Here is a 14,173-nt window from a genome sequence, read left to right on the forward strand (position 1 = left end):
CTTTATTATAGCACATACACGGCCCTTGACAATGGTTATAGCCCTTTGACTTTTTCATTTTCATAGGGTATAATAATTAAGCACGATTTGTGCAAAGTTTTATTAATCTATGAGGTGATAATCACATGGCAACGAGAAGAGAAGCACGATTTAAGTTATGCCGTCGCTTCGGTGTGAACGTTTTCGGTCACGCGAAGGCTTTAAAACGTGTAAAAAAAGACCAACGTCAAAAGAAAATGTCTGAATATGGTCTTCAATTATTAGAAAAACAAAAAGTTAAAGCATACTACAACTTGCTAGAACGCCAGTTCGTACGCTATTACGATAAAGCGAAAAAAATGCATGGTGTTACAGGCCAAAACATGTTGAAATTGTTGGAATGCCGTTTGGACAACCTTGTATATCGCATTGGCTTCGGTAACTCCATCCGTCAAGCACGTCAAATGGTAAACCATGGCCACATTCTTGTTAACGGCAAACGCGTTGACATTCCATCCTACCAATGTAAAGTTGGCGATGTAATCGAACTTCGTGAAGCTAGCCGTGACAACGAAATGTTCAAAGTGAACTTCCAAGAACTTCGTTCTTTCGAACTTCCTTACATCGAAAAAAATCTTGACGCTTTCCAAGGCACATTAACTCGCCTTCCTGAACGTGAAGAACTTCCTATCGAAGTAAACGAAACATTAATCGTCGAATTGTACTCCAAATAATAGGATACTACAGCAACCAATCTTCGGATTGGTTGCTTTTTTATGCCTTGGTGGTTGAAATTATTATGATTAGTTTATATAATGAAAATATATATCATTTACTATATATTACATACGGTCTTAGTACACGGTATATTGAAATTATAAAATTCTTGCACAACGTACCGTATGTATTTCATCCTATGAAAGGCAGTTAACATAAAGGTATTTACTATGTCGCAAATTCTCTTATCAATATTTTATTTTATTCTAGCCGGTATTGCTGAAATCGGTGGCGGTTATTTAGTATGGCTTTACCTGAAAGACGATAAAAGCCCGTGGTATATGCTCGCAGGTGCTATTACACTCATCATTTATGGAATTATCCCTACCTTACAAGAAGCGCCTTTCGGTAAAGTATACGCCGCCTATGGTGGCATCTTCATTGCCCTCTCTATTTTATGGGGCTATTATGTAGATGGAATCACACCCGATCGCTATGATATCATCGGTGGCATTGTGTCTATCATCGGGGTATTGATTATTATGTATTATCCTCGTTAATACACCTAATGAATGCGAAACTGTATATAACAAGGCAACTATTGCTTCTCTATCTATACCGTCACTCCTAATACATTAGAATTGTTACGACACAGTGTATCCCCTTATATATACTTTTTTGGGATACATCCATTACATCATATACAAATATGCAAAAATCTCTAGTATAAGCTATGCCTTACGCACTCGCTTACACTAGAGATTTTTATTATCTATTAAATTTTTTCACCATAGAAGATTAACTCTTCGTCTTTCACTAAAGCATAGGAACGTGTACCAAGTCCCATGCGGTCTGCACGTAATAAAATGGCTTGCCATTCGCTATTAGGGGAAATATCTTTGAAATAATCCCACGTGCGTTTTTCTACTGTGCTTAATACGCCATGATCCACTGGTGTAGCTTGGGTAATAATATCTCCCAAGGCTTCATCCATAGCCACCATGTCATAGGATACAACAATACCTAAGTTACCTACGATTTTGTTAGTAGCACCCGCCTCTTTCAGCTTATCTTGGTTCACATAATCCGCCACAACGTCCATCGCTACCCCTACATGGAATCGTTGACGATTTCTAGTGGCAGCTGCTGCATATTCTGCCACCGCTTTATGATGCTCTGTACCTGTTAAAGCTACCAATTCACGACGACCTTCTAAGCTGGCGGAGTACCATCCTGTATTGTTCACAGCCCCAGAGAATCCGCTGTACTCATTCGCTTTAATGTGATTCACGGAAATCACCACATCACTAGTTGCAATGCGTTCATCGATATAGGCTACTTTCACAGATTCACCATCAGGAATAATAACCTCACGGGAATGATGGCTAGGCTCATCTACATAGACCACAGTGCCGCCTTCGGATTCGATGCGTGCTTTCATATATGCCACTACCGTTTCATAGGCCTCATAATCGCTATGCAAATCATTGCGAAGTAGAGCCACTTTTTTGCCAGCGCAACCAATTTCACCAAAACCAATTTTACGCAACAAAAAATCTAATCGTTTATGAATTAATTCTTGATTAACCTCTTGTAAAGGGGAGTAATATACTTCCATATCATGCCTCCTACAACTACGTCATTTTGTAAAAAAGGGCTGCATCTACTGACACAGCCCTTACTTTGGCGGAGAGAGGGGGATTTGAACCCCCGCGCCAGTTTCCTGACCTACCGCATTTCGAGTGCGGACTCTTCAGCCACTTGAGTACCTCTCCGTATACGTCGGCGTTCTTTGAAAAAATCTTTCATAATTTGACTGCATTCTTCTTGCAATACACCCGCCAACACCTGTGGTTCATGGTTTAAATTCGGATGTGAAAGTACATTAAACAAAGATTCTACCGCACCGCCCTTATAATCACTACTACCATAGACAACACGATCTATACGACTATTAATAATAGCACCAGCACACATAGGGCACGGCTCTATGGTAACATAAAGCGTACAACCGGTCAACCGCCACCTTTCAAGCATAGCATTCGCCTCACGGATGACAAGGACCTCTGCATGAGCCGTCGCATCATGGTCAATCTCGCGTCTGTTGTGATGACGACTGATAATCTTGCCTTCATGCACTAATACAGCACCAATAGGAATCTCACCCATATCATAGGCCTTACGTGCCTCTACCAAGGCTTCACGCATATACTCTTCATCAGTCATACAGTCACTTCCTTTCCAATTGCCGCTACACAATAGAATACCATACTTTCAGAGAATCGTCACTTCTTAAGCTAATTATGATATAATAAAGAGTACATGTAAACATTTTCGATGACTTCACTGAGGTGACAATCTTATGGAACAACGAGCTTTTAGTAAAATCAATGTAGGTCTTGCTATCACAGGCAAACGTGATGATGGGTACCACGATATAGATACCATTTTTCAATCTATTTTCTTAGGGGATTCCCTCTATTTCGCGCGTCACCATTCTGTGGTGTTCTCTGGCGATGCGCCTGAACTGCCTTATTATATGGCACAATTAATTCCCTATACAGAAAGTAATATTGCTATGAAAGCCCTTCGTATGGTGCAAGACTATACGGGCTGTAAACAAGGGGCTGCTATTCATTTGTTAAAACGAGTTCCCCCTTGTGCTGGTATGGGCGGTGGTAGTGGTGACGGTGCCGCTATGCTACTAGGCCTTAACAAGTTTTGGGACCTTCGCTTAACCGATGAAGAACTATTGACCATGGCTTCTAAACTCGGATCTGATGTACCATTCTTACTGAAAGGCGGCACTGCCCGTGGCACCGGTCGAGGAGAACTATTAGAAACTTTACCAACTAGCAGTGCTCAATGGCTACTGATCGTAAAACCAGAAGTAAGTATTTCCACGGCAGAAGCCTACGGAAGATTTGCAGGGACTTCTCGTGTCACTTCAGACACGATGGATACTGTTACCGCACATATGAACGCCAAAGACTTTCGTCAAGCTTTTATTAGTAGTGACAACACCTTTGAAGAATTAATGTTCCCTGTCCATCCAGAACTTGCATCATGTAAGCAATTTTTCTTAGACCGTGGATTTCCCACCATCATGACAGGTAGCGGTCCTACTATGGTGGTTCTATTAGAAAAGGCACTGGATGCAATTCGATTACAAGAAGAAATCAAAAAAGCTGGTTATAACTGGCTTTCACTAATTACGAAAACACATGATGAGGAGGCCCTACGATGAATGCACCACGTTTACAACCCATCCGTTTAGACGCTTACAAACCGCTTCGTGAAATTGTTAGCGATGCTTTGCGTCAAGCCATTCGCGATGGTATTTTACCACCAGGAGAACGTCTCATGGAGATTCCTCTTGCGGAAGAACTCGGTGTGAGCCGCACCCCTATCCGTGAAGCCATCCGCATTTTAGAGCAAGAAGGACTCATTGTTATGATTCCTCGCCGTGGTACCTATGTGGCAGATATGAGTTTGAAAGATGTAACAGAAGTGTTTGAACTTCGTTCTATCTTAGAAGAATTAGCCGCAGAACTAGCTGCAGAACGTATTACGAATGAAGAAATCGAGGCCTTAGAGCAACATCTTGTAGAAATCGGCAATTACATGAACGAAAATAACTTAGACAAAGTCGTACAAGCCGATATTCTATTCCATGAAATCCTTTATAAAGCTTCTCGTAATGATCGTCTTGTTGAAATGATAAACAATCTACGGGAACAAACATTGCGGTTCCGTACATTGTCTATGAGCCAAACAGGTCGTCTTGCCAAAACTTGGGATGAACATCGTCAACTTGTGGAAGCTATCTCCGATCGCGATGTGGAACGAGCTCGCCAGATTGCTCGCATCCATATGGAAGAATCGGAGAAAACATTGTTAGAAGGTATGCAATTAAAAAGTCATGAAGGCTAATATATCTTCCACATATCATACTTCAAATTAAAAGGGTCCTCTCGGACCCTTTTTTAGTTATCAGAGTATAAATAGAGAGGAAAGTTGATGCATTTTGCTCAACTTTCCTCTTTTTTACACAACGATTCAGTTTATGGATAGAGTTCCCCCTAGATATATCGGTTACCTAAGATCTACCCTCTATTTTCCACTCATATATTTTGCTTTAAATGCTGCTAATTGCGCTTCTTCTAATGACATACCTTCGCCTTGGTAATGAGCAATACTTTGCTCCATTTCTTCGTAAGCTGTTGGCACGATTTTCGTAAAGCGATCTTTGTACAATACCCAATTTTCTAGCATGTGACGACCTTGCTTAGAGTTCGTATGCAATACATGCTGTTGTATTAGCTCATAAATCCGTGCTAGGTCACTTTCACTAGTTTTACGAAGTTCCACAAGTCCTGTGTTGCAATAACGTCCATCTAAATCAAGTACGTACGCATAACCACCGGACATGCCAGCCCCAAAGTTACGACCCACACGGCCAAGGACAAGGACCTCACCACCAGTCATGTATTCGCAACCGTGGTCACCTACACCTTCTACAACGGCGGTAATACCGCTGTTACGAACGCAGAACCGTTCCCCAGCCACACCGTTGATATAGGCAGTACCAGAAGTAGCCCCATAGAAGGCTACGTTACCGATTAAGATGTTTTCATGTGCCTCATAGGTAGCAGCTTTTGGTGGGTACGCAATGATAGTACCACCAGACAAGCCTTTGCCAAGATAATCGTTGGCATCCCCTTCGAGTTCCAATGTCATACCGTTCGGGATGAAAGCACCAAAACTTTGACCAGCAGAACCAACGAAATTCAATTTGATCGTATTCTCTGGCAAGCCCGCTTCGCCATAACGACGAACTACTTCGCCACCGACTAAGGTACCTACCACACGATTCACATTACTTATTGCCAATTTAGCACGAATTTGTTTTTGATCATCCAAAGCAGGACGACACATGCGAAGTAATTTTTTCATATCCAAGGTGCGTTCCAATTCATGGTCTTGGTCGATGCTGTGTAAATGTCCCACAGACGCATCTGTATATGGTTTGAACAAGATTCGTTTCAAGTCCACACGAGACAATTTGAAATTATCGTCCTGTGAGCGTTGGCGTACTAAGTCAATACGACCTACTAACTCACGAACACTGCGGATACCTAAACGAGCCATGATTTCACGCAATTCTTGGGCGATAAACTTCATCAAGTTTTCCACATATTCTGGTTTACCTGTAAACTTAGCACGCAATTTCTCATCTTGTGTGGCCACACCATACGGACATGTATTCATATGGCAAACCCGTGCCATACGACAGCCCACTGCCACTAATGGCAAGGTACCAAATCCGAATAATTCTGCTCCCAACAAGGCTGCGATCGCCACATCATAACCAGTCATCAGTTTACTGTCCACTTCCAGCTGTACACGGTCACGCAAACGGTTCAACATCAAGGTTTGATGCGTTTCTGAAAGGCCCAATTCCCATGGCACACCTGCATGTTTTACAGATGTACGACCTGCTGCGCCAGTACCACCATCGTAGCCGGAGATGAGGATGCTGTCTGCTTTCGCTTTGGCTACCCCTGCGGCAATGGTACCTACCCCAGCTTCTGAGGTCAATTTTACGGAAATCGCTGCACTTGGATTGACGCATTTCAAGTCGTAAATCAACTCTGCTAAGTCTTCGATAGAATAAATATCGTGATGTGGTGGCGGAGATACTAGTTCTACACCTGGTGTGGAGTGACGAGCTTTGGCAATCTCTGGATATACCTTTTTACCCGGTAATTGACCACCTTCACCTGGTTTCGCACCTTGGGCACACTTAATTTGCAATTCTTTCGCATGGACCAAGTAATTCGTTGTTACCCCAAAGCGACCTGATGCAATTTGTTTTACTTCACTATTGCGATTATCTCCATTGGCATCGAGAACAAAGCGACTTGTATCTTCGCCGCCTTCCCCAGAGTTCGATGTAGATCCTAAACGGTTCATAGCGATGGCAATAGTTTCGTGGGCCTCTTTACTGATAGCACCGTAACTCATAGCGCCAGCTTTAAAGCGTTTCACAATGTCTTCCACTGGTTCTACTTCTTCCACAGGAATACCACCACCTACAGGGAAGTTCAATTCCATCAAGCTCCGTAAGGTCACATGGTAATCATTTCGAATCATTTTGGAATATTCTTTGTATCTATTGTAATCCCCTTCGATTAAGGATGTTTGTAATAACTTAATCGTATCTGGATTGAATAAATGCTCTTCCCCATCTTTCATAGGTCCGTACCAACCACCTGGTTCAAGGACTTTCACATCTTCTTTGAAAGCCCGTTGGAATCGTTCCAATGTTTCATGAGCTACGCCACCTAAGCCGATACCACCAATGCGTGTCGGTGTGTTCGGGAAGTAGGTACTAATAAAGTTCGTATTCAATCCCAATGCCTCAAAGATTTGTGCCCCATGGTAGCTACGTACAGTGGAAATACCCATTTTCGACATCACTTTCATAATGCCCGACACAGAGGCCTTGATGTAGTTTGCTTCTGCTTCCTCTGGTGTAAGGTCTCCCAATCGGTTGGTGGCTTGTAAGTCACGTACTGTTGCTAATGCCACATATGGATTGATGGCCGTTACGCCATAGCCTAAGAGTGTACAGAAATGATGCACTTCACGAGGTTCCCCAGATTCTAAGATTAAGCCCATTTCTGTGCGTAATACAGTGTTAATTAAATGATTGTGCACCGCTGCCACTGCCAATAAAGCTGGAATCGGCGCATGGTGTTCGTCCACGCCACGGTCAGACAAGATCAACACATTTTGGTCCGTGCGAGCTGCTTCCTCTGCATCCTTGCACAAACGGTCTAAGGCTTCTTTCATACCCTCCGCACCTTTGGCTGGGTCAAACAAGATGGACAAGGTCACGGATTTCATGCGACGGCAGTCCAATTGTTTAATACTTGCCAATTCTTGATTCGTCATGATAGGTGTCCGCATGGATACTGCATAGGTGCCCACTTTGTTAGGGTCCGTCAAGTTACCGCTATTTCCGAGCATCACTCGTGTGGATGTCACCATTTCTTCGCGGATAGCATCGATTGGGGGATTTGTCACCTGTGCAAAAAGCTGTTTAAAATAGGAGTATAACATTTGTGGTTTGTCCGACAAGATTGCTAGCGGCGCATCAGCCCCCATAGATCCTACAGGATCTTTCCCATCTTTTGCCATAGGGATAATCATGCGTACCAAATCTTCTTGGGTATAGCCGAATACTTGTTGTTGCATGAACAAGTCCCCTACCTCAGGGATACTCTCTTCCGTAGCTTGTTGAATCTCCGACAAGTGGATCACATGTTCTTTCACCCACTCATTGTAAGGAAGTTCTGTAGCCACACGGTGTTTGATTTCTTCATCAGAAATGATGCGACCTTCTTCTGTGTCGATTAATAGCATTTTACCTGGTTCTAAACGGCCTTTGGCACGAATCATATCATCTGCTTCGTTTACAACGCCCACTTCGGATGCCATAATCACACGGTCATCTGCTGTCACATAGTAACGCGCTGGGCGCAAGCCATTTCTGTCTAAGACACCACCGATCACAGTCCCATCAGTAAAGCCCATTGCAGCAGGACCATCCCATGGTTCCATCATGAAACTATTGAACTCATAGAAGTCATGTTTTTCTTGGCTCATCAAGGTATTGCGTTCCCATGGTTCTGGAATCATCATCATGATCGCATGTGGTAAGCTACGGCCTGTCATATGCAAGAACTCAAGGGTATTATCGAACATAGCAGAGTCAGATCCTGTATCATCAACAACAGGGAACACTTTTTTAATATCTGGGAACAATGGAGACTCTGCTTTACCTTCACGAGCATTGATCCAGTTTACATTACCACGAATGGTGTTGATTTCCCCATTATGTACTAAATAACGGTTAGGATGAGCCCGTGCCCAGCTTGGGAATGTATTCGTACTGAAACGAGAATGAACCATCGCCAAGGCAGAGGTAAAATCTAAATCATTCAAATCTAGGTAAAAGTTTCGTAATTGCACTGGTGTCAACATACCTTTGTAGACGATCGTTTTAGAAGACAAAGAGGCAATGTAGAAATCGCTACTCATTTCTTTGCTCAATGGGACGATACGCTTTTCTGCAATTTTACGAATCATATATAATTTGCGTTCAAACTCCGCTTGGTTTGTCACATCTTGACCTTTACCGATAAGAATTTGGATCATCCAAGGACGAATTAATGCCGCCTCATGGCCAACTGCTGTAGAGTCTACCGGAACTTCCCGCCAGCCCAATACAATTTGTCCTTCCTCACGAACTACTTCTTCTAAGATTCGCTTTTGCTCATTCCGTAATGTTTCGTACTTATGAGCAAAAACCATACCCACCCCGTAGTCACCAGCAGGTGGTAAATGGATACCTAACACTTCGCACTCACGGCGGAAAAAATCATGTGGAATTTGCACTAAGATGCCCGCTCCATCGCCAGTATCCTTATCGGCGCCAGCACCACCACGGTGTTCCAAGCGCTCAAGAATACGCAAACCATCGTCGATGATATCGTGGGATTTTTTACCTTTAATATTGACTACAAATCCCATACCGCACGCATCTTTTTCAAATTGGGAACTATACAAACCATTTGCTTCCAAATGGCGCTGCTCCTCATGTTGTTTTGCAATGGTACTCATTTCCATCATAACCCTCTCCTCCTTTAGGCTTTCTATCACTACACTAGCATACTTAACACTAGGTATACATATACTGAAAGTTCTTATTCACCTATGTCAAATGACTATACCGTATTAGTATGTACCTATTTGATCTCCCTTCTGTAAGAATTAGACCTTACCATACTACATAACTTTAGTTTATACTGGTCATACATAATAGTTATTTTCTATAGAATATAGAACTGCATATTATACTAGCAAAATTTATTATATATTTCAATACATATTACTTATGTATACATGTATTCTTAAGTTTGGACCATCTCATACTACTTTCATATCTCCCTATATAGGAATATACAAAAACGCATAGCTACCCTAAGGTAACCATGCGTTTACGTCATTGTAAAAGTATTCTATTATACGATGCGAACAATCCAGCCTTCTGGTGCTTCGATTTCACCATGTTGAATGCCAAGTAATGTTTCGCGCAATTTTGTTAATGTTGGTCCCATTTCATCCATGCCGCTTGGGAAGAAGATATCTTCTTCTTTTGTATGAACCATGCCAACAGGAGAAATAACAGCCGCTGTACCGCAAAGACCACATTCAGCGAAGTCTTTCAATTCTTCTTTATACACTTCACGATGTTCTACGGTCATGCCCAAATAATGTTCAGCTACATACATCAAGGAACGACGTGTAATCGATGGAAGAATACTATCGGATTTAGGCGTTACTAATTTGCCATCTTTCGTGATGAAAATAAAGTTCGCTCCACCAGTTTCTTCTACTTTTGTACGAGTTTGTGGATCCAAATACATATTCTCTGCATACCCTGCTTCATGGGCTGCTTCTAGAGCATGCAAGCTCATAGCATAGTTCAAACCCGCTTTAATATGACCTGTACCATGTGGTGCTGCACGGTCAAAATCGGAGATTTGGATTTTCAGCGGTTTCACACCGCCTTTGAAATAATCCCCTACTGGAGTACCAAAAATACGGAATTGGAACTCATCTGCCGGTTTAACACCGATAACACTGTTCGTACCCATCAAGAATGGACGAAGATACAAACTACCACCCGTGCTGTATGGAGGAACAAAGTCTTGGTTCGCTTTTACTACTTCTTTCACAGCCTCGATAAAACGATCCGTTGGAAATGGTTGCATCACAAGATATTTTGCAGAATCATGCAAACGCTGTGCATTTAAATCTGGACGGAAACACACAATGTGACCATCCTTCGTGTAATACGCTTTCAAACCTTCAAAAATTGTTTGCGCATATTGGAATACACCAGCACATTCATTAAGGACAATATTCGCCTCATCCGTCAAGCCGCCTTCATCCCATTGACCATCCTTGAAATTAGACACATAACGGAATGGCGTTTCTTTATAACTAAAATCTAAATTGTTCATATCAATCTTTGCCATACTGTCCTCCTACTATTCCATACCTGTGAAAGCCGTGAAAGTATACGTATATCTATCCTTCTAGCTCTTTACATCATATGAATACTCACTAATTTGTATTTTAGATAAAAACTATTATACACCCAACGCGGAAAATGCACAAGAGTATATATAGAATAGAAAAGACTCTTACGGGATGATCCCCATAAGAGTCTTTTCGTCTTGCAGTATGTTGTCATCCTTAGATGACTATATAATAACTTCGTTCAGCAGCAAACCAACTTACACATTCGCTGACTCACCGGAGTTGAAGTTACTAACTAAATTATTCCGGCTTTTTAAATTTTGGAGATGTTGGACATGTTTCAGGAGTCACGTCTTTACGAGCTCCTAAGTCACCGCTGCGATCTACATAGGTAGTATGTAACAATTCATGCGCAATGTGTCCTAATGGTTTTTCCAAGAAATTAGCGTATGCATCTTTAATTTCAGGGTTTTCATAGGAAGAACGAAGCTTCATGTTGGAGTCCCAATTATAAAGACCTTCAATACGTTCACCTTTTACTTTATTAGCCACTGGTAATTTAGCACGTGGTTGTCCACCACCGCCGATACAGCCGCCTGGGCATGCCATCATTTCAATGAAATCATATGTTTTACCAGATTCTTTCAATTCGTTCAAGAATTCACGGATGTTTTTACCACCATGACACACAGCCACGTTGATGGTATGTCCACCGATTTCTACGCTTGCTTCTTTCACACCGTCCATACCACGCACATCTGTTAAGTTAAGAAGTGGAGCTGGAGATGGTTCATCACCAGTGATGAATTTGTAGGATGCACGCATCGCTGCTTCCATAACACCACCAGTATTACCGAAGATAACACCGCCACCAGTAGCAGCACCGATGAATTTATCGTATGCAGAGTCTTCTACTGCAGCAAAATCTAATTCTGTTTCACGAATCCATTGTGCAAACTCACGTGTAGTGATACAGATATCTGTATCTGGGCCTAAGTCTTCGCCAGTGTAACGAGACGCATTGTTTTGCTCAGGACGACGAATTTCCGCTTTTTTAGCAGTACAAGGAGCGACAGACACGGATACAATTTTCTTAGGATCAATGTTCATATTTTTTGCAAAATATGTTTTTACCATAGCAGATTCCATAGCAATACAACTACGAGCGGAAGAAATATGGGATACGTATTCTGGGAAGAATGTTTCACAGAATTTTACCCATGCTGGACAACAGCTAGTGAATTGTGGCAATGGACCTGTGCCATGTAATTTACGTTCTAATAGTTCATTTGCTTCTTCCATGATGGTTAAGTCCGCACCAAAGTTAGTATCTACTACATAGTCAGCACCTAACGCACGAAGAGCACCTACCATTTTGCCTTCTTGGTATGTACCAGGCTCAAATCCAAATTCTTCACCGATAGATACACGAACAGCTGGCGCTGTTTGGATAACCACAATTTTCTCTGGATCTGCAATGGCTTCTTTTACTTTATCTAATTCTGTACGTTCGTACATTGCACCAAATGGGCAAATTACCGCACATTGACCACATTGGATACAAATAGGATTATCTCCTGTTGCTTCCAAATCATAGTAATCAAGTACGCTCATAGTGTCAGCACATGCTTTACGACAAAGAGTACAGTTCTTACATTTTTCTAAATCATGAATAATCGCCACATTATCCTCAGCAATCGGGGCACGGCGATCAAGATGTTGGAATCGACTTTCGAAACTCATTATTATGCACCTCACATAGTGTAAACAATACTAGTTATGTATTCATTAACTTTCCGTCATATTATAACAAATATTCAGGCTTGTGAAAAGAAAGGTATATGCCATTTATCTTTCTATTCTTTTAAGTTCTAATAAAATTTTACACATCCATATAGAATATACATTTATATTGTTTTTATGTTACTTTTGTCACACATGTAGATTTTTATCAAATATTTTTCATTATGTATCTTTCAAAATTCATATACCCTAAAATCTACTAGGATTTAGCCCTCAGTAGCACAAAACAGGAGAGTTCCCCCTCCTGTTTCTATTTTATTTCAGCTCAAATAATGGGGTGTTCTTTGCTTGATCCCCCAAAGCTGTTTGTGTAAATGTATTAATGAATTGTTGCACCGCCAATGTTGGTGTTAAGCGGCCCTCGATGACAGCATCTTCGATGCCACCCCGACACGCTACAATTTCTGGTGCACGATAGAACAAGTTTTGTAAATGTTCTTCTACCATAGAATATACCCACGATAAAGTTTGGTCACGGCGACGTGCTTGTAGCACTCCATTACCTTTACATTGTTCCATGAATTTTTCAATGACACCTTGCCACAATTCCATGATGCCATCCCCAGTGTAGGCAGAACATGTGTAGGCATGGGTTGTCCATTGTTCCGTGGCATCACGAATAAACCATAGAATACGTTCGTATTCTTGGCGTGTCACTTTTGCCCGTTGTAAATTGTCACCATCAGCTTTATTAACCACTATAGCATCGGCTAATTCCATAACACCTTTTTTCATGCCTTGCAATTCATCACCAGCGCCAGTAAGCACTACGAGCAAGAAAAAGTCTACCATGGAACGTACTGTCGTTTCACTTTGTCCGACCCCTACGGTTTCTACTAGGATTGTATCGTACCCTGCCGCTTCACATAACAGCAAAGTTTCTCTACTTTTACGAGTCAACCCGCCCAAAGTGCCACCTGATGGGGATGGGCGAATGAATGCATTCGGCTCCCGTGAAAGTTGTTCCATTCGAGTTTTATCCCCCAGGATAGAGCCACCTGTCACTGTACTAGATGGATCCACCGCAAGAACCGCTACTTTATGACCGTTTTGACATAGCTTTGTGCCTAGCGCTTCAATTAAAGTAGATTTACCAGCCCCAGGCACCCCTGTAATCCCTACACGGGTGGACTTACCTGTGTACGGCAACAAACGTTGAATCACTTGCTGTGCCATTTCAAAATGAGCTGCTGCATTACTTTCAATTAATGTGATGGCACGGGATAAAATCATCCGATTACCAGCCAGTACCCCCTCCACATAGTCATCGACTGTCAGTTTTTTTCGTTTTACTACTTTAGGAGCTACCGGCTTTTGTGGTGCATGGGTATGTACATCCATCCCATCATGACCACCATCCACACCACGCATAACGCGGCATGCAAATTTATCATCTTTCTCCTCAGGAACCCAAGAAGGCTTATAGGTATCATCACTCATAAGACACCCTCCTTTCACCGATTCGAATATGACAAACACGCAATCAGTAGCCAGCTACAAAGTAGCACGAGGCACTGACTACGTGTCATGTCTTACCTATTTACGAGTTTAGAATCGT

General features: G+C 42.1%; 10 protein-coding genes and 1 tRNA gene. 4 read left to right on the plus strand and 7 right to left on the minus strand.

Features of this window, described 5'->3' with window-relative positions:
* The first annotated feature begins 125 nt into the window (after positions 1 to 125).
* Together rpsD and EO111_RS01140 are read left to right on the plus strand one after the other, a co-directional pair.
* Positions 126 to 713: a 30S ribosomal protein S4 gene (gene rpsD / locus EO111_RS01135; protein WP_009353000.1), complete on the plus strand. Its 588-nt coding sequence runs from the start codon at positions 126 to 128 to the stop codon at positions 711 to 713.
* A 222-nt stretch (positions 714 to 935) separates the two neighbouring features.
* Positions 936 to 1,256, plus strand: coding sequence for a YnfA family protein (locus EO111_RS01140; protein WP_197413469.1), 321 nt, complete (start codon positions 936 to 938; stop codon positions 1,254 to 1,256).
* Between the two features lie 215 nt (positions 1,257 to 1,471).
* On the opposite strand, the gene EO111_RS01145 is transcribed toward EO111_RS01140, so the two are convergent.
* The 3 genes from EO111_RS01145 to tadA all read right to left on the minus strand — a co-directional run bounded on the left by EO111_RS01145 (position 1,472) and on the right by tadA (position 2,922).
* Positions 1,472 to 2,314 (minus strand): DUF362 domain-containing protein, encoded by an 843-nt coding sequence (locus tag EO111_RS01145; protein ID WP_127010239.1) that lies wholly within the window; start codon positions 2,312 to 2,314, stop codon positions 1,472 to 1,474.
* Between the two features lie 66 nt (positions 2,315 to 2,380).
* A tRNA-Ser gene (locus EO111_RS01150) sits at positions 2,381 to 2,471 on the minus strand.
* A complete protein-coding gene (gene tadA / locus EO111_RS01155; protein ID WP_072270739.1) occupies positions 2,425 to 2,922 on the minus strand; it encodes a tRNA adenosine(34) deaminase TadA in 498 nt (165 codons plus the stop codon). Before tadA ends, EO111_RS01150 begins: the two co-directional genes overlap by 47 nt.
* Positions 2,923 to 3,058: 136 nt before the next feature.
* On the opposite strand from tadA, the gene ispE reads away from it, so the two are divergent.
* Both ispE and EO111_RS01165 read left to right on the plus strand, forming a co-directional pair.
* On the plus strand, positions 3,059 to 3,943 hold the full coding sequence (gene ispE / locus EO111_RS01160; RefSeq protein WP_127010240.1) for a 4-(cytidine 5'-diphospho)-2-C-methyl-D-erythritol kinase: 885 nt from the start codon (positions 3,059 to 3,061) through the stop codon (positions 3,941 to 3,943).
* A complete protein-coding gene (locus EO111_RS01165; RefSeq protein WP_009352903.1) occupies positions 3,940 to 4,629 on the plus strand; it encodes a GntR family transcriptional regulator in 690 nt (229 codons plus the stop codon). Before ispE ends, EO111_RS01165 begins: the two co-directional genes overlap by 4 nt.
* A 180-nt stretch (positions 4,630 to 4,809) precedes the next feature.
* On the opposite strand, the gene gltB is transcribed toward EO111_RS01165, so the two are convergent.
* From gltB to meaB, 4 genes are all read right to left on the minus strand, one after another.
* Positions 4,810 to 9,396 carry a glutamate synthase large subunit gene (gene gltB, locus EO111_RS01170; RefSeq protein ID WP_371413116.1) on the minus strand — a complete coding sequence of 1,529 codons (4,587 nt, stop codon included), beginning with the start codon at positions 9,394 to 9,396 and terminating at the stop codon, positions 4,810 to 4,812.
* Between the two features lie 392 nt (positions 9,397 to 9,788).
* Positions 9,789 to 10,808: a branched-chain amino acid aminotransferase gene (locus tag EO111_RS01175; RefSeq protein WP_009352867.1), complete on the minus strand. Its 1,020-nt coding sequence runs from the start codon at positions 10,806 to 10,808 to the stop codon at positions 9,789 to 9,791.
* Between the two features lie 304 nt (positions 10,809 to 11,112).
* Positions 11,113 to 12,555 (minus strand): [FeFe] hydrogenase, group A, encoded by a 1,443-nt coding sequence (locus EO111_RS01180; protein WP_127010241.1) that lies wholly within the window; start codon positions 12,553 to 12,555, stop codon positions 11,113 to 11,115.
* 315 nt (positions 12,556 to 12,870) lie between these two features.
* Positions 12,871 to 14,055: a methylmalonyl Co-A mutase-associated GTPase MeaB gene (meaB, locus tag EO111_RS01185; RefSeq protein ID WP_127010242.1), complete on the minus strand. Its 1,185-nt coding sequence runs from the start codon at positions 14,053 to 14,055 to the stop codon at positions 12,871 to 12,873.
* Between the last annotated feature and the right edge of the window lie 118 nt (positions 14,056 to 14,173).

Source organism: Veillonella sp. CHU594, assembly GCF_003992265.1.
GTDB lineage: Bacteria > Bacillota > Negativicutes > Veillonellales > Veillonellaceae > F0422.